This window comes from Herminiimonas fonticola, assembly GCF_003293745.1.
Taxonomy (GTDB): Bacteria; Pseudomonadota; Gammaproteobacteria; order Burkholderiales; family Burkholderiaceae_D; genus Oxalicibacterium; species Oxalicibacterium fonticola.
This window is the reverse complement of sequence record NZ_PTLZ01000003.1, coordinates 90955-110260: the sequence shown is the minus strand read 5'-3', so window position 1 is coordinate 110260 and position 19306 is coordinate 90955. Positions and strand designations below refer to the sequence as shown.

The 19306-nt window shown below is 51.3% G+C and carries 16 protein-coding genes and 2 tRNA genes; 9 read left to right on the top strand and 9 right to left on the bottom strand.

The window, feature by feature from the left end:
* Positions 1-100: 100 nt before the first annotated feature.
* Positions 101-1351 carry a branched-chain amino acid ABC transporter substrate-binding protein gene (locus Hfont_RS11505; RefSeq protein WP_112992560.1) on the bottom strand — a complete coding sequence of 417 codons (1251 nt, stop codon included), beginning with the start codon at positions 1349-1351 and terminating at the stop codon, positions 101-103.
* A 269-nt stretch (positions 1352-1620) separates the two neighbouring features.
* On the opposite strand from Hfont_RS11505, the gene Hfont_RS11500 reads away from it, so the two are divergent.
* The 5 genes from Hfont_RS11500 (at position 1621) to Hfont_RS11480 (ending at position 5282) form a co-directional block, all read left to right on the top strand.
* Positions 1621-3126, top strand: a complete 1506-nt coding sequence (locus Hfont_RS11500) for a protein adenylyltransferase SelO (protein WP_112992559.1) — start codon at positions 1621-1623, stop codon at positions 3124-3126.
* Positions 3123-3545, top strand: a complete 423-nt coding sequence (gene msrB / locus Hfont_RS11495) for a peptide-methionine (R)-S-oxide reductase MsrB (RefSeq protein WP_112992558.1) — start codon at positions 3123-3125, stop codon at positions 3543-3545. Before Hfont_RS11500 ends, msrB begins: the two co-directional genes overlap by 4 nt.
* Positions 3542-4162 (top strand): septation protein A, encoded by a 621-nt coding sequence (locus Hfont_RS11490; protein WP_112992557.1) that lies wholly within the window; start codon positions 3542-3544, stop codon positions 4160-4162. The genes msrB and Hfont_RS11490 overlap by 4 nt, the downstream gene beginning before the upstream one ends.
* Positions 4159-4428 carry a BolA family protein gene (locus Hfont_RS11485; protein ID WP_112992556.1) on the top strand — a complete coding sequence of 90 codons (270 nt, stop codon included), beginning with the start codon at positions 4159-4161 and terminating at the stop codon, positions 4426-4428. Before Hfont_RS11490 ends, Hfont_RS11485 begins: the two co-directional genes overlap by 4 nt.
* 77 nt (positions 4429-4505) lie before the next feature.
* Positions 4506-5282, top strand: coding sequence for a peptidylprolyl isomerase (locus Hfont_RS11480; RefSeq protein WP_112992721.1), 777 nt, complete (start codon positions 4506-4508; stop codon positions 5280-5282).
* A 243-nt stretch (positions 5283-5525) separates the two neighbouring features.
* Here Hfont_RS11480 and Hfont_RS15095 read toward each other — a convergent pair whose 3' ends face one another.
* The 4 genes from Hfont_RS15095 to Hfont_RS11460 form a co-directional block, all read right to left on the bottom strand.
* Entirely contained in the window at positions 5526-5738 is a 213-nt protein-coding gene (locus Hfont_RS15095; RefSeq protein WP_162845921.1) for a hypothetical protein, read from the bottom strand.
* A gap of 316 nt (positions 5739-6054) precedes the next feature.
* On the bottom strand, positions 6055-10065 hold the full coding sequence (gene purL / locus Hfont_RS11470; RefSeq protein WP_112992554.1) for a phosphoribosylformylglycinamidine synthase: 4011 nt from the start codon (positions 10063-10065) through the stop codon (positions 6055-6057).
* Positions 10066-10305: 240 nt separating this feature from the next.
* Entirely contained in the window at positions 10306-10710 is a 405-nt protein-coding gene (locus Hfont_RS11465; protein ID WP_112992553.1) for a DoxX family protein, read from the bottom strand.
* 146 nt (positions 10711-10856) lie between these two features.
* Entirely contained in the window at positions 10857-11951 is a 1095-nt protein-coding gene (locus tag Hfont_RS11460; RefSeq protein WP_421800998.1) for an AI-2E family transporter, read from the bottom strand.
* Between the two features lie 444 nt (positions 11952-12395).
* On the opposite strand from Hfont_RS11460, the gene Hfont_RS11455 reads away from it, so the two are divergent.
* From Hfont_RS11455 to Hfont_RS11445, 3 genes are all read left to right on the top strand, one after another.
* Positions 12396-12545 (top strand): lmo0937 family membrane protein, encoded by a 150-nt coding sequence (locus tag Hfont_RS11455; RefSeq protein WP_112992551.1) that lies wholly within the window; start codon positions 12396-12398, stop codon positions 12543-12545.
* A gap of 226 nt (positions 12546-12771) precedes the next feature.
* Positions 12772-14016 carry a D-amino acid dehydrogenase gene (locus Hfont_RS11450; protein ID WP_112992550.1) on the top strand — a complete coding sequence of 415 codons (1245 nt, stop codon included), beginning with the start codon at positions 12772-12774 and terminating at the stop codon, positions 14014-14016.
* A gap of 121 nt (positions 14017-14137) precedes the next feature.
* On the top strand, positions 14138-15673 hold the full coding sequence (locus tag Hfont_RS11445) for an NAD(P)H-hydrate dehydratase (RefSeq protein ID WP_112992549.1): 1536 nt from the start codon (positions 14138-14140) through the stop codon (positions 15671-15673).
* A 21-nt stretch (positions 15674-15694) separates the two neighbouring features.
* On the opposite strand, the gene Hfont_RS11440 is transcribed toward Hfont_RS11445, so the two are convergent.
* A complete protein-coding gene (locus Hfont_RS11440) occupies positions 15695-16378 on the bottom strand; it encodes an ABC transporter ATP-binding protein (protein ID WP_112992548.1) in 684 nt (227 codons plus the stop codon).
* Here Hfont_RS11440 and Hfont_RS11435 point away from each other — a divergent pair.
* Complete coding sequence (locus tag Hfont_RS11435) at positions 16377-17042, top strand: arylesterase (protein WP_112992547.1); 666 nt, start codon at positions 16377-16379, stop codon at positions 17040-17042. The genes Hfont_RS11440 and Hfont_RS11435 overlap by 2 nt on opposite strands.
* A 54-nt stretch (positions 17043-17096) precedes the next feature.
* Here the strand turns inward: Hfont_RS11435 and Hfont_RS11430 are convergent, their stop codons facing one another.
* The 3 genes from Hfont_RS11430 to Hfont_RS11420 form a co-directional block, all read right to left on the bottom strand.
* The gene (locus tag Hfont_RS11430; RefSeq protein ID WP_112992546.1) at positions 17097-19010 is read right to left on the bottom strand and encodes a SurA N-terminal domain-containing protein; all 1914 of its coding nucleotides are present in this window, start codon (positions 19008-19010) and stop codon (positions 17097-17099) included.
* A 75-nt stretch (positions 19011-19085) separates the two neighbouring features.
* Positions 19086-19162 (bottom strand) — tRNA-Asp (locus Hfont_RS11425).
* A 35-nt stretch (positions 19163-19197) separates the two neighbouring features.
* Positions 19198-19273, bottom strand: a tRNA-Val gene (locus Hfont_RS11420).
* Between the last annotated feature and the right edge of the window lie 33 nt (positions 19274-19306).

The following is a 19306-nucleotide window of genomic DNA, read 5'->3' as shown; positions in this document are numbered from 1 at the left end:
GCGCAAATGACACGCCTATTTATTTACGTGCGTGGCGATATGCTACGCAAGGGCAGCTGTACAAAATTTACAGCTTTGCAATACTACCCTTGCTCTGCGATTACTGGGGACGTTTCATCTGGCAAGAAGTCGGCTGAGCCGCGACGTAGGCATCGATTTTCTGGTTGGTGCGCCAGCCGTAGCCGGTGTCTTCCTGATCGAATTTAACATCGGTATTATTTTTCTTCACCCAGGTACCGATGTATAAAGGCTGTTGCACCTGATGATCGGATTTGCGCATGTCGACGTCGCCGTTCAGGCTTTTGACCTTCATCCCTTCCATCGCCAATGCGACTTTCAGTGGATCGGTCGAGCCACTTTCCTTGAATGCCTTGCCCAGCATCGCCATGATGGTGTACGAGGTCATCGCGTAATAATCGTCGTTATACTTTTTCTTGAACTGCTCGATGATTTCCTTGCCGGCATAGGTTTCGTTATTCGGATTCCAGTAAGCGATATAGCGCACGCGATCCAGGCCGGCTGCACCCATCGCCGTCGGCACACCTGTCGTCGCCGCATAGTAGGTATAGAAATTTGCCTTCAGATCCGCATCCTTCGCCGCCTTGATCAACAAGGCCAGATCCGCGCCCCAGTTGGCGGTAATGATGGTGTCTGCACCTGCCGCCTTCATTTTCGCAATGTATGGAGAAAAATTCTTTACCTGGCCGATAGGATGCAAATCGTCACCGACGATCTGGATGTCAGGACGTTTGCGTTTCAGGTAAATACGCGATGTGCGCGAAACTTCCTGGCCCAAGGCGTAATTCTGTCCGATCACATACACCCTCTTGATGCTCGGATCTTTCGCCATGTAGGCAGTTAGCGATTCCATCTTCATTTCGGAATGCGCATCGAAGCGGAAATGCCAAAAGCTGCATTTTTCGTTCGTCAACACTGGATCACCTGCGGAGTGATTGAGGAAGACAACTTCCTTGCCGGGATTGCGCTCGTTATGCTTGTTCACCGCATCCAACAGCGCAATCGCAACGCCCGAGCCATTGCCTTGCGTGATGTAGCGGTAACCCTGATCGATCGCGGACTTCAATTGAATCAGCGACTCCTGCGGGCTGGCCTTGTTATCGAAGCCAACTACTTCTATCGTGTTGTTACCGCCCCATTTTTTTTGATTCGCCAACTCGGCTATCGTCTGAAAACTTCTCAACAGATTTTGACCGACAGGTGCGAACGGGCCGGACAAAGGATCGATGAAGGCGATCTTCACATTCTCCGCCTGCACAAGCGGTGCGTATGCGAAGGAAATGGCAGCAGTGGCAATTAAAGACAGCGGCAGGGAGAAAGCGCGAAAATGCATCGTATTTTCTTGTAAGCAATAATAGCCATTTTTATACCATATATATGGGAGGCATCGCTTCAAAAAAGTTTCAAAAAATACATTAAAGAAACTATTTCCAGCGCGCCGCATCTGATTTGATCTTCTCTGTCAAAATACGCGTTTTCGTCCCGCAATTATGGCGCGAGCAGAGCAGCAACTCAATTTGCTCATTTGCATCGTCTTTAGTCTGATTACCTCCTTTGCTCAATCGCCCCCGACCGCAGGCCCCAGAAACTCAAGGAATTGACATGAACGCCCCACTATCGCCGCAAGCTGGTCACCGCATAGACCAACTGCCGCTTGCCAACTCCTTTGCCGATTTACCGCCTGCGCATTACACGGCATTGATGCCTACGCCTTTGTCCAAGCCTTATCTGGTATGTGCCAGCGCATCGGCCGCAGCCTTGATCGGCCTTGATATTGCAGATGCCAATGACGCGACTTTCATCGATATCTTTACCGGCAATCAAATTCTTGAAGGCTCCAAACCTTTGTCGGCTGTCTATTCCGGCCATCAATTCGGCACATGGGCTGGGCAATTGGGTGATGGCCGCGCAATCCTGCTAGGCGATGTGCCTGCGCCCGCGATTGAGCCGTCCGGCCGCATGGAGTTGCAAATAAAAGGTGCCGGGCTGACGCCCTACTCCCGCATGGGCGATGGCCGCGCAGTACTGCGCTCATCGATACGCGAATTCCTGTGTTCCGAAGCGATGGCAGCGTTGGGCATTCCAACCACGCGCTCACTGTGCGTCACCGGTTCGGATCAAATCGTCATGCGCGAACAGCGTGAAACCGCCGCAGTAGCGACTCGCATGGCGCAAAGCTTTGTGCGCTTCGGCTCATTCGAGCACTGGTTCTACAATGAAAAACATGATGAGCTGAAAACGCTGGCCGATTACGTTATCGCCAATTTTTATCCGCAATTCAAGACTGCAGACAATCCGTACAAGGCGCTGTTGACCGAAGTCACCTTGCGCACTGCGCACATGATTGCGCACTGGCAGGCCGTCGGCTTCATGCATGGCGTGATGAACACCGACAATATGTCGATACTCGGTCTGACGCTGGATTACGGTCCTTTCGGTTTCATGGAAGCATTCAACGCCACGCACATCTGCAATCACACCGATCAGCAAGGCCGCTACTCTTATGCACGCCAACCGCAAATCGGCGAATGGAATTGCTATGCGCTGGGTCAGGCCTTGTTGCCATTGATAGGCGAAGTCGAGGAAACCCAAGCCGCCTTGCGTATTTACAAACCCGCGTTTGCCGAAAAATTCCAGGAATTGATACGTGCCAAACTCGGCCTGCAAACCAGCCAGCCGGATGACGGCAAACTATTTGATCGCTTGTTTGAAGTACTGCACGGCAGTCACGCCGACTTCACGCTATTCTTCCGCAGTCTGGGCAATGTACAGATCGACGTGGCCGCTAGCTGGGAACCGGTACGCGACCTGTTTATAGATCGAGCGTCATTTGACAGCTGGGCACAGCAATACAGTGCTCGCCTCAAGGTAGAAAACAGTGATGATGAAGCGCGCAAACTTGCAATGCACGCAGTCAACCCCAAATACGTTTTACGCAATTATCTGGCCCAAATTGCGATTGAAAAAGCGCAAAATAAAGACTTTTCCGAAGTAGCAAAATTATTGCAGGTGCTGGAAAAACCGTTTGACGAGCAACCCGAAAACGAGAAATATGCCGCCTTACCGCCCGACTGGGCCAACGACCTGGAAGTGAGTTGTTCATCATGACTGAAAAAGTAATCAAGACCGACGCCGAATGGCGCGCAATGCTGGACGATGAGCAGTACGACGTTACCCGTCACGCTGCGACCGAGGCGCCCTATTCCGGCCGCTACTGGGATCATCACGAGCACGGCATTTACACTTGCGTGTGCTGCAATACGCCGCTATTCGCATCCGATACCAAGTTCGATTCTGGCTGCGGTTGGCCGAGCTATTTCACACCGCTCAATCCAGAAAACGTCAAAGAAAAAGTCGATCGTGGCTACGGTATGATCCGTACCGAAGTGATCTGCAACGTATGCGATGCGCATCTGGGCCACGTCTTCAACGACGGCCCGCCACCAACCGGCCTGCGCTATTGCATCAATTCGGCATCCTTACGCTTCGATGCCACCCCCGACCTGACTGAAGGCAAGCCTAAATGAAATTCCTGTTCGACCTTTTTCCCGTCATTCTTTTCTTCGTTGTATTTAAATGGGGTGAAGGCAATGCCGAGGCTGCGCAATCGTTCGGCCAGCAGTTTCTTTCCGGCCTGGTTTCCGGTGGACAGGTCACGGTAACGCAAGCCCCTATCCTGCTGGCAACTGCGATCGCAATCATCGCCACCATTTTCCAAATCGGTTATCTGCTTTCACGCAAAAAGAAAGTTGATGGAACCTTGTGGCTATCGCTCGCCATCATTGTGTTCTTCGGCGGCGCCACGATTTACTTCCACAATGAAACCTTTATCAAATGGAAGCCTACCGTTCTGTACTGGTGTTTTGCTGCAGCACTTTTATTCAGCCAAATTTTCCTGAAGAAAAACCTGATACGCACGATGATGGAAAAACAAATGTCGCTGCCGGACGGCATCTGGCGTCGCGTCAATCTATCCTGGGTCGCATTTTTCATGACCATGGGCTTGCTGAACCTGTATGTAGCATTTAACTTTTCGACCGCGACTTGGGTCAACTTCAAGTTATTCGGCAGCATGGGATTGATGTTTGCCTTCATCATTGCGCAAAGTCTGATCCTGTCCAAACACATAAAAGAGCCGCAATGAATAACAGAATTGACCGCATCCGGGAACGACTTGTTGAAACTTTTGCACCTTCGGAATGTCAATTGGAAGACGAGTCAGCATTGCATGCAGGACATGCCGGTGCTGCCTCAGGTGGCGGTCACTATAGACTGCGCATTGTTTCCGTGAAATTTGAAAAACAGGGCCGTATACAACGCCATAGGCTGGTGTATGATTGCCTCGATGACATGATGCAAAAAGAAATACATGCGTTAGCCATTACTGCTTTGGCGCCTTCAGAAATTTGATGTTGAAATCCGATGCGCGCTTGGTAAATAGATCGATTGCCGTACCCTCTAATAAAATACTTCCATTAGGAATTTATATGACTTTCAAACCTGCTCATCTGCTGGTCGCATTATTCGTATCCGCTGCACTGCCTGCGATGGCACAAAATCTGGCTGTAGTGAATGGCAAACCAGTACCGTCTTCTCGTGCAGATGTCATGGTCAAGCAAATGGTTGCTCAGGGCCAGCAAGACACACCCGAACTGCGCGCCATGATCAAGGATGAATTGATCAACCGCGAAATCCTGATCCAGGAAGCTGACAAGCTCGGCCTCGGCACCCATGCCGACGTCAAAAGCCAGGTAGAAATCGCACGCCAATCGATTCTGATCCGCGCACTGGTCGCCGATTATCTGAAAAAGAATCCGGTCAAGGATGCAGACATCAAGGCTGAATATGACCGCTTCAAGGCACAAGCCAGCGACAAGGAATATCACGCTCGCCACATTCTGGTTGAGAAAGAAGATGAAGCAAAAGCCATCATCGTTAAATTGAAAGCTGGCGCCAAGTTTGAAGATCTGGCCAAGCAATCCAAAGACCCAGGTTCAGCAGCCAACGGCGGCGATCTGGATTGGGCAGCACCAGCAGCTTTCGTCAAACCTTTCTCGGATGCGATGGTTTCCCTGCAAAAAGGCCAGTTGTACGACACACCGGTTAAAACACAATTCGGTTACCACGTGATCAAGCTGGATGACGTACGTACAGCAAAAATCCCGACACTGGAAGAAGTCAAACCGCAAATCGCAGAAGGCCTGCAACAGAAAAAACTGCAAGCATTCCAACAGCAATTGCGTGCTAAAGCGAAGATTCAATAATCTTTTGCAGGTATAAAAAAGCGCTCTTCGGAGCGCTTTTTTTATTGGTTTTTGTTTTTGGTTTGGTGGTGATGATGGTTGTATTTCTTCGGACAGAGTTGGGTTGCCGGGGTGGCCCGGCGGCCACCTTCTTTCTTTGCTTCGCCAAAAAAGAAGGCAAAGAAAGGCGACCGCACAGCCGCTGCCCTTCGGATTCCTACTTGTGCAAATCAAAAAATGGGAAGCGAACGAAACTCGCTTCGCTCAGACACCGTTCACTTCTATTTCCATTTTCTGCTTCGCACAAACGGCAGCGTCACAGCGGTTTAACTTCAACGGCAATTCAACGGCAACAGCATTGGCACGAGCCAACTCAAAAACCAACAAGTAACCAAGGTTGTAGAAGTTGCGGTTGCGGTTGCGGTTGCGGTTGCGGTTGCGATTGTTTTTGACATTAACCGCATGTGACGTTGCCAAGTCAAACGATCCTCAGTCGGATAAGGAGCGCAAACCTGTTTGAGCCGAAGGCGAGTTTGTTTGTGCTCCCGACTGAGGATCGTTTGACTTGGGTACCCGCGTAGCGGGCAACGGCTTCTGCGTCGCCTTCTTTTGCTTACTTTTCTTGGCGAAGCAAGAAAAGTGAGTAGCCGCCGGGCTACCCCCGGCAAGCCTCCACGGAGCAGCAAAAATATTATTAACAAAAACACTCATCAATAAAAAATGCCGCCCAGTCAAAAACTGAACGGCATTTCCAATCGAGCGGCTTGCCTACGGCAAACCACAAACTACCTAATCAGCCCACCCACTTACGCGCATTACGGAACATGCGCATCCATGGCGAATCTTCACCCCACGAATCCGGATGATACGACTGCTGCACACTGCGGAACACCCGTTCTGCATGTGGCATCAAGACCGTAAAGCGACCATCCGGTGTCGTCACCGACGTAATACCTTCCGGCGAACCGTTAGGGTTGTACGGATAGGTTTCGCTTGCATGACCTTTGTTATCGATAAAGCGCATTGCCACAATTGCCTCGTCGATATCGCCGGTCAGCGAGAAGTCGGCATAACCTTCACCGTGTGCAATGGCTATAGGCGCTTGTGTGCCGGCCATGTTGTTGAAGAAGATGGATGGAGAATGCGCCACTTCAACCATAGAGAAACGTGCCTGGAATTGTTCCGCCTTGTTACGCGTGAACTTAGGCCATGCTTGTGCGCCAGGAATAATCGATTTCAGATTACTCATCATCTGGCAACCGTTACAGATACCCAGCGCAAACGTATCCGCGCGATCAAAGTAGGTTGCAAACTCTTCCGCCAATTGCATATTGAACAGAATAGTTTTTGCCCAGCCCTCGCCTGCACCCAATACGTCGCCGTAAGAAAAACCACCGACAGCGATCAGGCCCTTGAAGTCACTCAGGGAAGCGCGACCGGTGATCAGGTCGCTCATGTGCACGTCGACAGCTTCGAAGCCCGACTTGTGCATCACGTAAGCTGTTTCAACTTGCGAGTTGACGCCCTGCTCGCGCAGGATCGCAACACGAGGACGCGCTCCCTTGGCAATAAACGGTGCCGCGATATCTTTCTGCGGATCGAAAGTCAGTATTGGAGTAATACCTGGATCGAGCTTGTCGAGGATACGATCGTATTCGGCATCAGCGCAATCCGGATTGTCACGCAAGCGCGCGATGCGCCAGCTGGTTTCACTCCAGAAGCGGTGCAGATCGATGCGCGATTGGCTATAGATGACTTTCGCGTCACGCGTGAATTCGATCATGTCGTCGTCGCTCAGCTTGCCGACGATGTGGCTGCATGCACCGAGATTGTATTCACGCAGCACATTCATGACGTCCGATTTTTCAGCTGCACGTACTTGGATCACGGCACCCAGCTCTTCATTGAACAAGGCACGTAAAGTCATGTCGTTACGGCGTTCTGCGATCTGGCCAGTCCAGTTTTTCGCATCGCCACCATCGCTGGCGTGCTCGCCTTCCAGCGTCAGGATATCCAGATTGACCGACAAACCGCTGTGACCGGCAAATGCCATTTCACATAAGGTTGCAAACAAACCACCGTCGGAACGGTCATGATATGCGAGCAGTTTATCTTCCTTGTTCAAGCGCTGGATCGCATTGAAGAATCCTTTCAGGTCCTCAGCGCTATCGACGTCCGGTGTTTCGTTACCGATTTGCTGCATGACTTGCGCAAAGCAAGAAGCACCCAAACGATTCTTGCCGCGACCCAGATCGATTGCGATCAACACGGTGTCGCCGGCATCGGTACGTAATTGCGGCGTCAATGATTTACGGATGTCATACACAGGTGCGAATGCCGAGACGATCAGCGAGACCGGCGAAACAACCGCCTTGTCTTCACCATCGTCTTGCCATGTCGTACGCATGGACAAGGAGTCCTTGCCGACTGGAATACTGATACCCAAGGCCGGGCACAATTCCATGCCGACCGCTTTGACTGTGTCGAACAGCGCTGCATCTTGGCCAGGCTGACCACAAGCGGCCATCCAGTTCGCGGACAGTTTGATATCGGAGATATCGGCTATCGGCGCCGCTGCAATATTGGTCAACGCTTCGCCCACCGCCATACGGCCGGACGCTGCAGCATTGATGACGGCCAGCGGAGTGCGTTCACCCATCGCCATTGCTTCACCAAGATAGCCTTCAAAACTCATCGCTGTGACGGCGCAATCAGCGACCGGCACTTGCCATGGACCGACCATCTGGTCGCGCACTGTGGTGCCACCAACCGTACGATCGCCAATCGTGATCAGGAAGGATTTATCGGCAACGGTAGGCAGGCGCAATACGCGCACCGATGCTTCCAGCAAATCGATGCCAGTCAAATCGACCGCAGGCAATGTTTGTTTGACGTGGCTGACGTCTCTATGCATTTTCGGCGGCTTGCCGAGCAAGACGTCCATAGGCATATCGACCGGCTCGTTGCCGTGTTGCGGATCGATGACCTTCAATTGACGTTCTTCAGTCGCAGTGCCAACGACCGCAAACAGGCAGCGCTCGCGTTTGCACAGGTATTCGAATTGCGGCAGGCTGTCCGGTGCGATCGCCAGGACATAACGCTCCTGCGATTCATTACTCCAGATTTCCTTCGGTGCCATGCCGCTTTCTTCCAGCGGCACTGCGCGCAAGTCGAAGATCGCGCCGCGTTTGGCATCGTTGGTGATTTCCGGGAAGGCATTCGACAAGCCACCTGCGCCTACGTCGTGAATCGACAGGATAGGATTGTCATCCTGCATCGCCCAGCATGCATTGATGACTTCTTGCGCGCGGCGTTCCATTTCGGGATTGCCACGTTGCACCGAATCGAAATCCAGATCGGCAGTATTCGCACCAGTCGCCATCGACGATGCAGCGCTACCGCCCATACCGATGCGCATACCCGGGCCACCAAGTTGAATCAACAAGCTGCCAACCGGTAAATCGTTCTTTTTGGTGTGCTTGGCAGAGATGCTGCCAATGCCACCGGCGATCATGATTGGCTTGTGATAACCGTTGACCGAGCCAGCCACGTTTTGTTCGTAGGTGCGGAAATAACCGCCGAGATTCGGACGGCCGAATTCATTGTTGAACGACGCCGCACCGATAGGACCGTCGATCATGATTTGCAAAGGCGACGCGATGCGATCAGGCTTGCCGTATGCGTTCGATTTTGTTTTTCCTGTGACCGCGATGGTGACATCGTGATCGTTTTCCCACTGCTGCACAGCATCCGGCAGCATCAGGTTGGAAACGGTAAAGCCGCCCAAGCCTGCCTTAGGCTTCGCGCCACGACCAGTTGCACCCTCATCACGAATTTCACCGCCGGCACCAGTCGACGCGCCAGGGAAAGGCGAAATCGCGGTCGGATGATTATGCGTCTCGACCTTCATCAGAATATGGGTCAACTCTTCCGATGCTTCATACACGTTGCCGCTCGCTGCGCCACGTGGATAAAAACGGGAAACCGTAGCGCCTTCGATTACCGATGAATTATCGCTATATGCAACCACGGTACCGCGCGGTGCCAGTTGATGCGTATTCTTGATCATGCCGAACAGGGATTTATCCTGCTTCACGCCGTCGATGGTCCAGTCGGCGTTGAAAATTTTATGGCGGCAGTGCTCGCTGTTTGCCTGCGCAAACATCATCAACTCGACGTCCGTCGGATTGCGTTTCGCAGTGGTAAAAGCGGCCAGCAGATAATCGATTTCATCATCAGACAAGGCCAGGCCGAGTTCGGTATTGGCTTGTACCAAAGCCGTCTTGCCACCTTGCATGATATCGATGAATGCCAATGGTTTGGCGTCCAGTGCGCGGAACAAACCAGCGGCTTCTTCGGGGCTGCGCAAGACCATCTCGGTCATGCGATCGTGCAGCAATGCCTGCACTGCTGCGATGCCTTCTTCCGATAATTTTTTCGCACCGCCCAGCAAACCTGATTTCAGGTGCACGACATACAGGATGCCGCGTTCGATGCGATGGATATCCGTCATGCCGCAGTTATGCGCAATATCGGTCGCCTTGCTGGCCCATGGAGAAATCGTCCCAAAGCGTGGAATCACGACAAATTCGTCACCTTCGATCTTGCCGTCAAACGGATCGCCGTAAGTCAGCAAGCCATTCAGGCGTTTGACATCGTCCGGTGCGATAGGCGCAGCGGAATCGATAAAATGCATAAACCGTCCAGTGACACTGACGATCGCATGATCGATTTCTTGCAGTTGCAGTAAGAGACGTTCGGTACGAAAGGCAGACAGGGCGTTGGAACCTGGCAAAATCAGCATGGCGAGAAGGTAGTTGATGCAGAAAAGCAGAGTAAATCCGCTGCCGTCCTGCGAGTTAAATCAGAAAGCGTGATTATACCGCGACGGAGCACCTTTTTACTGCCGGGTAACGACCTAAAAACTGCCTGAACCGCAAGGATTGCTATGCCAGGAATGCAAAAGGGACGCATTTTCATGCGTCCCTTATTTGATATGCCTTCGATAAATTCGCTATCAGACTACGGCTCAGCTAGCGTGCGGTCAATTCCACTTGCCGCCATTGCCACCTAAGCTGAAGCGCCCCGCCCCAAGGAAAACCAGCGCCAGTGCCGTCACCAAGAACATGCCCTGTAATTCCAGCGCCCAGCCACCTTGATCATTCAGCGATGTCAATTGTTTCATGTGTACGAGGAAAATCGCAAAAGCCATATTGCCGGCAATGACCAAAGCCGCCGGCCGCGACCAAATGCCGATGATTAACAGGATGGGCGCAAGCACCTCGCCCACATACACCAGATACGCCAGTGGCGCCGGCAATCCGGCCGCCGTCACCGAGCTGATGATAAAAGCCGGACCGGCCATGATCTTGGCGATGCCGTGCAACAGTATGGTTATCCCCAGCACTAGCCGCAACAGCAACTTTCCGAGGTCGTCAGTATTTTGCATAGTGTTCATCCTTGATAGGTAGTGTTTAGTTAGAGAGGTAGCGAGACAATATACAAGCCGGCTTTATTGCCAGAGACATAATACTCCCGCTTATGCACAAGCGCGAATACTGTTAGTCATCAAGCATGGCGAACCGACTATCCAGCTCATTCGCCCAACAATTCGGCGATTACCTGCCAGCCGTCGATATGCTCCGAAATCACTTTGATGATCACGATGATCGGAATGCCGAGCAGCATGCCCCATACACCCCAGAGCCAGGTCCAGAACAATAGTGAAACGAATACCGCCACCGTATTCATCCGTGCGATGCGTCCTGTCATCCAGGTCGTCACGAATGTTCCTATGATGGTTGCTATCCCTAGCGTGGCGCCGGCGACTGCCAACACGGAAGCGAACGTTCCAAACTGCATGAACGCCGATATGCCGGTAGCTGCAACAATCAGCAAGGGCCCGAAATAAGGAATGATGTGCAAGAATCCGGCCGCAACTGCCCAGGCACCTGCATTCTCAAGACCTATCCAGCGCAAGGCGATCCACATCATCAAGCCAAAAATGACGTTGGTGATCAACATCATCAGCATGTAATTCTGAATGGAAGTATTGATCGCATCCAGAATATGTACTGTGATTTTTCGCGAGGAAAGCGAATGACCGCTGATTTTCACCAGCTTGCGCTTGAACATGTCACCCGACAGCAAAAAGAAAAACACCAGAAAAACCACTATCAAGGCCTGGCTCGCGAAAGCGACTATCCCTACCGAGCCCGATAACAACCACTGGCTTAAATTAAATACGGATTGATCACCACTGCTGCTTTTCACAACAGGCCGTGCACCAGTTGCCTGATTGGTTGCCTTTTCAATCTCGTTTGCCGCAACCTGCATTTGTTGAATCGTGCTGGTCTGATCACGTTGCAACTGTTTGATAGAACGCGATATTTTTTGTGTCGCTGCAGGCAAGCTGATCAAGATCGAATTAAATTCATCCCGCAGATTATTCGCAGTCCACAAGGCACTGGTTAATATAGTCGTGATCACGACCAAAGTACCGATGACGCGCGGAATACGGACGCGCTCCAGTCTGGCCACCAAAGGATTCAAGGTATAGGCGATGAAGATGCCGAATATCAGCGGAATGAAAAATTTATGCGCTGCCGACAGTGCAAATACAAATGTCACACTGGCCAGTATCGTCAGCGCAACGCCACGTGCATTGACTGGAATATGAATGCGCGCCATCTCGCCGGAAGCACTGCCATTTATCTTGAGTTCAGCGGGCACTGCCACGTCATCTTGCTCTTCTATTTTTTTGCTACTCATGATTGTGTGCCTGGAAAATTGATTGCCATATTACAGAAACCGCCGCTTGCCATGGCCATCTGCAACAAACGATTACAAGCGAATAAACGTGAAGCGATTGTCCCATATGCGTCTTTATAAATCATAGTAATTCACACGACAATTCCTATTGATGCGTCTGTGTGCGCCAACGTACAGATACATGTTGAACGCGGAGATACACTTCTGACGAAGCTGATTGCCAATCTGCTGGATTATTGCAATCAGCACTTTTATCGTTGTACCCAAATGATTCCGACACAAATTTGCCGACGATAAAAAGAAAAACTTGAAGTTGCTGTAGCGAGCATTCCACAATGAACCATAACTCGAAAGGAAATTGCCATGCTCTATACCATCGCAGTCGTACTCGTCATCCTGTGGTTGGTCGGTTTGGTCAGTTCTTATACCATCGGCGGTTTCATCCATATTCTGCTGGTGATCGCCATCGTGATCGTCCTGTTGCGTATCATTAGCGGTCGCAAGCCCTTGTGATGATTGCTTAAAAAGCGGCAAAATTATTTGCCGGCTTATTTAAAAAACCGCGCCGTCTGGCGCGGTTTTTTATTGGCGAATCGCCATTAATTCGCAAATTTCTGCATAACGCGGCCACCAGCTATCACATTTCATGCAACTTATTAGCGATTTACCTTCGTTGTGCTAGCGCATTTACACACCTGCTTGGTAACATGGCACGCTAATTCCAAGAAGGGTAGAAGTAATGCAAGTAGCAGTTGTTGGTGCAGGTGTGATTGGTGTCTGTACTGCCTATTTTTTAGCTGAAGCAGGACATGAAGTCGTGGTCATCGAACGTCGCAATAATGTGGCGGAAGAAGCCAGCTTTGGCGACCCCGGCATACTTGCACCTTCCAGCATCGCACCCTGGTCAGCTCCAGGCGTACCAAAATCCTTCTTCTCTTATCTGCTGAAAGCAGAATCGCCTTTATTCTTCAATCGCGTACTCGATCCTTCCCTATGGCGCTGGATGCGACGCTGGATGAAGGAATCGGACATAGCGCGTTATCAAATCAATCGCGAGCGCATGCAACGAATTGCTTTTTACAGCAGCGACGTCATGCAGCAACTGCGCGATCGGCATCAACTGGATTATGAACAGGCATCTGGCTACCTTCAGTTGTTCCGTTCAGAACGTGACCTGAAACTCGCGAAATCAGGCTTCGACTTCTTGGCCGCGAATGGCATTCGACACGACTTACCCGATGCGGATGCTCTGCGTCTCATAGAACCGGCGCTCAATACCAACATACCCTTGGCTGGCAGCCTGCATTTACCAGCGGATGAATCGGGCAACTGCCCTTTGTTCACCCGCCAGATTCGCCAGCTTGCGCAAGCGATGGGGGTGGAGTTTCACTTTGGCTGCAACGTCAAATCGATACGTCAAATTGCGCGCGGCGTGGATATCCGGATTGATGATTACAGCTTTTCCGCAGATAAAATCGTCCTCGCAAGCGGCGCCGACAGCGCCAAACTGCTGGCACCTATGGGCCTGCATTTGCCGGTTTATCCAGTCAAAAGCTATTCGGCCACAGCGACCATTCGCAATTTTGAATCCGCACCTATCTCCTCGGTCGTCGATGAAGCCTACAAGGTGGCGATCACGCGCATGGGCAATCGCATCCGCATTGCGGGCACCGCAGAATTGGGTTCACGTACACCGGAACTACGCCAGGCCGCATTGAATACTTTAATGAAAATTGGCTATGACTGGTTCCCGGATGCGAGCAACTACAACACCGCGTCATTCTGGTCGGGTACCAGCCTGATGATGCCGGATGGTCCACCGCTGCTGGGCGCAACATCGGTCAGAAATGTATACGTCAATATCGGTCACGGCTCTACCGGCTGGGCCATGGCGGCAGGTTCCGGCAAAGTGCTGGCAGATATCGTTTCTGATCGGGTGACGGATATCGATCTGGATGGTTTGACTGCCATGCGCTTCAGCTGATTGCGACTTGTTGAGACTAAAGCTGTGGTCCAACTGATAGAGCAGTGTAAGCGATTGGAATAGAATCAGATTAATTGTGATTGCGCCCTGCTTTCACCTATTTTTCTGATGGTCGTATCCGATGCCAAGCAGCCTCACACTTTATACCGTCGCAGAAATTCGCCAAATCGAACAGGCTGCGTTCGCAATACTTCCCTCCTACACATTGATGCAACGTGCCGGAACTGCTGCGGCCAACTATGCACGGCACTTACTCGCAGATCATGATTACAGTGCCGCAATACTGGTTCTGGTCGGCCCCGGCAATAATGGTGGCGATGCGCTGGAGGCAGCAAGTCAGCTGGCGCAATCAGGTTGGAACGTAAAGATATATTTATCCTGTGATCCAGCACGCTTACCGGCAGATGCACAACAGGCATTGTTACGCGCGCAAAACAGCCCGGCTCACTTCATCGACGAAAACATCTCAACACAAAACAATTGGGCATTGGTCGTTGATGGCTTATTCGGCATTGGATTGACGCGTGCGATTACGGGTGAAATATCCGCGCTGATCGAACAGATCAATACCCTTCACTGCCCGGTGCTGGCGCTCGATGTACCGAGCGGACTGGATGCGAATACTGGTGCAATTATTGGTGCCAATATCACTGGCAAAGGCGATAGCAATGCAATTCGCGCCACACACACGATCACCTTCATAGCCAACAAAGCGGGCTTGCATACCTGCGACGGCCGCGACTACGCCGGCGAAGTACATGTCAGCGATTTGGGTCTGGATGCTGATTTATTTCCCCCATCGTCCACACACTTGAATCAGACGGAATTGTTTGCCAGCGCTCTGCAGTACAGGCGGCACAATTCACATAAGGGAAGTTACGGCGATGTGCTTGTGCTCGGCGGCGCACAAGGCATGCTCGGAGCGGCAGTGCTGGCCGCTCGTACCGCTGCCAAATCTGGTGCCGGTCGCGTATTCCTTGCATGTATTGCAGAGCACTTGAACTATGACAGCATGCAACCCGAGTTAATGTGTCGCGACGCCACCGACGTCGACTTCAACAACGCAACCATCGTGGCCGGGCCAGGCTTGGGAACATCGCGCGCAGCACATGACTTTCTAGCGAGGGCATTGGCAGCGCATACACCTTTAGTGCTGGATGCGGACGCATTGAATCTGATCGCAGTGGAAGCCGGCTTGCAACAAAAGCTCGCTACACGCAAAGCTCATACCTTGTTGACGCCACATCCATTGGAAGCCGCACGCCTGCTCGGAATAACGACATCACAGATACAGGCTGATCGTTTGGCTGCGGCACGCGCCCTTGCAAAGAAATTCAATGCAACAACGATTTTGAAAGGCTCAGGTTCAGTTATCGCGGTACCCGATGGAACAACCGTGATTAATACGACTGGTAACCCGGCGCTGGCGACTGCCGGTGCCGGTGATGTGCTATCGGGATTGTGTGGTGCCTTGCTGGCGCAGAATTGGCCACTCTGGGAAGCGGCTCTCGCCGCCGTTTGGCTGCACGGCAAGGCGGCAGATAATCTGGTGACAAACGGCATTGGCCCCATCGGGCTTACTGCAAGCGAACTGATTCCGGAAATACGTAGCGCCTTGAATCAACTCGTATCCAGGCAAAACTCAGCGCAAAAATAATCACTGCGGCAATCCTGCAGCTTATACCAGGCGACCCGCAGCGATCGTAATCGTCCTCTTGCACAAAGCGGCAATCGATGGATCGTGCGTTACCAATACCAGGGTCGACTTACGCTCATGATTCAATTCGAACATCAAATTAATCACTGATGCACCAGTCGCCGCATCCAGGCTGCCGGTAGGCTCATCGGCAAACAGCAAAGGCGGTTCGCTGACAAAGGCGCGTGCGAGCGCTACGCGCTGCTGTTCGCCACCCGACAAATACTTGGGATAGTGCTTCAAGCGGCTGGACAAGCCAACCCGTGCCAGCATCGCTTCAGCCTTTTCTCTAGCCTTGCCATCATTGCGTAATTCCAAAGGCAACATGACGTTTTCAACGGCATTCAAATGACCCAACAACTGGAATGACTGAAAGACAAAACCCAGATTCTCTTTGCGCAAGCCGGCACGACCATCTTCATCCAGTGCAAAGATATCAACGTTATCCAGCTTCACCGTACCGTCAGAAGGCGTATCCAATCCAGCCAGCAAACCAAGCAAGGTTGACTTGCCTGAACCGGACGCGCCGACGATGGCCAGCGTATCTCCTGCTTGCACGGTAAAATCAACTGCTTGCAGGATGGTTAATTCACCCGTTGCATCGGCCACGCGTTTAGTCAGATTGATTGCTTCAATTGCAGGATAAACAGTAGAGGATTCAGGCATGCGGATTAATTTCAGGTTCTCGTATCAGGTGGGAAAAATAAAAGCGATATTACAAGCAGTCGCGCTAGTCGCTTTAACGTCATTCGGAACGAGCGCTTATTCTGCATCAAAAACCATACTCGTGCTCGGCGACAGCCTGTCTGCGGAATATGGTTTGGTACGCGGTGAAGGCTGGGTCAGTCTGCTGCAGAAAAAACTGGAAACGGAAAAAATTACGGCCCCCATCGTCAATGCCAGCATCAGCGGCGAAACCACCAGCGGCGGCAAAGCGCGACTGCCAGCGCTACTCGCCAAACATCAACCGGCAATCGTCGTCATCGAACTGGGAGCCAATGATGCACTGCGCGGCTTGTCGCTCGCTGCAACGCAAGAAAATCTGCGCAGCATGATCAGCAGCTCAAAAGGTGTAAAGGCAAAAGTTTTATTGGTTGGCATGCAAATACCGCCTAACTACGGTGGCGATTACACCAAACAGTTTGCCGCCCTCTTCCCCAAACTGGCGAAAGAAAACAAGACATCACTCGTACCATTCATGCTGCAAGGCGTAGCTGAAAAACCTGAACTGTTTCAAGCTGATCGCATACATCCCAGCGCAGAAGCACATCCGAAGATACTGAACAATATCTGGCCTCAACTCCAACCTTTGATTTCCAGTTCCAAATAAAAAAAGCCGCTAGTTAAAGCGGCTTTTTTATTGTCTCTCAAAACATCCGATTTTTTATTCAGCAGTCTCGGATTTGGCTGCGGTCGGTTTCTTGATTTCGACTTTAGCCTTTTTCTTCAATGCTTCGATGTAGGCATAGGTTTCCTGCTGCGCGAGAGCTGCGGTGATTTGCTGACGTTCTGCTTGACGCTTGGCGCTGTCGACATTGGTTGGCTGCACGACGCGCACAACGCGTAACACAGCATAACCTTGTGGCGCTTCCAGACCAACATACGATGGCAGCTTGCTGGTGTCGGCTTTCATCACTGCCAAAAATACCGCAGGATTCAGACCCTGGCTTTTAGCGCGCGAAACAACTTGTGTTGCCGAAAAACCGGTCGCGTCATCTTTCTCTTTTAACGCAGCCAATTTTGCTTCGCCGGCTTTTTTAGCCAGCGCGTGCGCTTCTGTCTGCACTACGCGCTCTTGCACTAAGGCCTTCACTTCATCGAACGGGCGTTTGGTTGCTGGTTTGTATTCAACAACACGGCCTGAGATCAATGTGTTCGGCGCAACTTCGACTGCTTCTGTATTGCGTTTGTTTTTCAGTGATTCATCCGAGAACAATGCTGTCAGGAATTTTTGATTATTGTAAGGAGTGCTTGGCGCAACAGCAGGGTTCACCTGACGCGACAAATTACCGGTCGTTTCAATTTTCAATTTCAGTTTGTCGGCAACGGCTTTCAAACTATCTGCCTGCTCATACACGGTGTTGTTAAACACGTCGGCAGTTTCAGTATATTTTTTGACGACCAATTGCTTTCTTATGTCGCTGGCGATTTCGCCTTTAACTTGTTCCAGCGGCTTGATAGCAGCAGGTTTGATCGCCGTCACTTTGATGATGTGGAAGCCATAATCCGATTGAACCAGGTCGCTCAATTCATCTTGCTTCAACTTGTATGCAGCATCTTCAAACGGTTTGACCATAGAGCCTTTGCCGAAAAATCCAAGATCACCACCGCGTTCCGCTGAACCGGTATCAATCGAATTTTCCTTTGCCAGCTTGGCAAAGTCCTGCGGATTCTTGCGCAGGCTTGCCAGCAGCTTTTCAGCCTTGGCTTTGGCAGCTGCTTTATCCGCGTCGGATGCATCCTTGCTGACACCAATCAGAATGTGACTGGCACGGCGTTGTTCTTCGGTGCCGTATTGCTTTGTGTTTTGTTCGTAATACGATTTGATATCGGCGTCGCTTACATTGATTTGTGCCGCAAGCGCATCTGCCGTCAATACGACATATTCCGCTTTGACTTGTTCAGGGACATCAAACTGATTGCTCTTGTCGTAATACGCTTTGAGCATGTCATCAGTCACTTTGACTTGCGCAACATAATCCGATGCGCGGAATGCCAATTGCTGTACTTCACGCTCTTGCTCGCCTAATTCCGACAGGCGTTTAGCCAATGAGTCTGGCGCGAATGCGGTGCTTTGAATTGCTGCGTTCACTTGCTGCGAAATCATATCCTGGCGCAAGCGTGCTTCGTAAGTCGTTGGTGTCATGCCTTGAGCTGCAAGGATGGTTTTATAGCGCTCTACGTCGAATTTTCCGTCTGCAGTCGTCAAACCACCCATATTGATAATGGTTTGCTGCAAGGATTGATCAGATACCGAGAGTTTGTTGCGCTTGGCCTCAGCAGCCAACACACGTTGTGCGATCAAGTTGTTCAAGACTTCTTGTTTGGCTTCTGGCGTATCAAACATTTTGGCGTCGAATTGTTCGCCGAACATTTGACGGAAACGCGCCATCTGTTCGCGTTGCGCCGCATCCCATTCGGGTTGCGTAATCGTTTGACCGTCGACCTTGGCCACTGTATTCGAAGCGTCGCCCATACTGGTATAACTTTCCAGTCCGAAGAAGGCAAACGAAGGAAAAATAATCAACAGCAGCAAAAACTGCATCAAACGTTGGTGGGTGCGGATAAATTCAAACATGGCTAACCAATCACAAACAGATTAATACGTCGCATATGAAAAAAGGCGAACTCTCGTTCGCCTTTTTTGCTTTTTTGGCGGAGTGGACGGGACTCGAACCCGCGACCCCCGGCGTGACAGGCCGGTATTCTAACCAGCTGAACTACCACTCCTAAACTACTTGATGATTATTTGCGAGTTTGACTGATGGTGGGTGCTGACGGGGTCGAACCGCCGACCTACGCCTTGTAAGGGCGCCGCTCTACCAACTGAGCTAAGCACCCAAATTGCGCATACTGCTCGCACTTGCTTAATTC

Excerpts from the sequence above, each read along its gene's own strand:
- Hfont_RS11505 (WP_112992560.1), bottom strand. The coding sequence starts at position 1,351 with ATGCATTTTCGCGCTTTCTCCCTGCCGCTGTCTTTAATTGCCACTGCT.
- Hfont_RS11500 (WP_112992559.1), top strand. The coding sequence starts at position 1,621 with ATGAACGCCCCACTATCGCCGCAAGCTGGTCACCGCATAGACCAACTG.
- msrB (WP_112992558.1), top strand. The coding sequence starts at position 3,123 with ATGACTGAAAAAGTAATCAAGACCGACGCCGAATGGCGCGCAATGCTG.
- Hfont_RS11490 (WP_112992557.1), top strand. The coding sequence starts at position 3,542 with ATGAAATTCCTGTTCGACCTTTTTCCCGTCATTCTTTTCTTCGTTGTA.
- Hfont_RS11485 (WP_112992556.1), top strand. The coding sequence starts at position 4,159 with ATGAATAACAGAATTGACCGCATCCGGGAACGACTTGTTGAAACTTTT.
- Hfont_RS11480 (WP_112992721.1), top strand. The coding sequence starts at position 4,506 with ATGACTTTCAAACCTGCTCATCTGCTGGTCGCATTATTCGTATCCGCT.
- purL (WP_112992554.1), bottom strand. The coding sequence starts at position 10,065 with ATGCTGATTTTGCCAGGTTCCAACGCCCTGTCTGCCTTTCGTACCGAA.
- Hfont_RS11465 (WP_112992553.1), bottom strand. The coding sequence starts at position 10,710 with ATGCAAAATACTGACGACCTCGGAAAGTTGCTGTTGCGGCTAGTGCTG.
- Hfont_RS11460 (WP_421800998.1), bottom strand. The coding sequence starts at position 11,951 with ATGGCGCGCATTCATATTCCAGTCAATGCACGTGGCGTTGCGCTGACG.
- Hfont_RS11455 (WP_112992551.1), top strand. The coding sequence starts at position 12,396 with ATGCTCTATACCATCGCAGTCGTACTCGTCATCCTGTGGTTGGTCGGT.
- Hfont_RS11450 (WP_112992550.1), top strand. The coding sequence starts at position 12,772 with ATGCAAGTAGCAGTTGTTGGTGCAGGTGTGATTGGTGTCTGTACTGCC.
- Hfont_RS11445 (WP_112992549.1), top strand. The coding sequence starts at position 14,138 with ATGCCAAGCAGCCTCACACTTTATACCGTCGCAGAAATTCGCCAAATC.
- Hfont_RS11435 (WP_112992547.1), top strand. The coding sequence starts at position 16,377 with ATGCGGATTAATTTCAGGTTCTCGTATCAGGTGGGAAAAATAAAAGCG.
- Hfont_RS11440 (WP_112992548.1), bottom strand. The coding sequence starts at position 16,378 with ATGCCTGAATCCTCTACTGTTTATCCTGCAATTGAAGCAATCAATCTG.
- Hfont_RS11430 (WP_112992546.1), bottom strand. The coding sequence starts at position 19,010 with ATGTTTGAATTTATCCGCACCCACCAACGTTTGATGCAGTTTTTGCTG.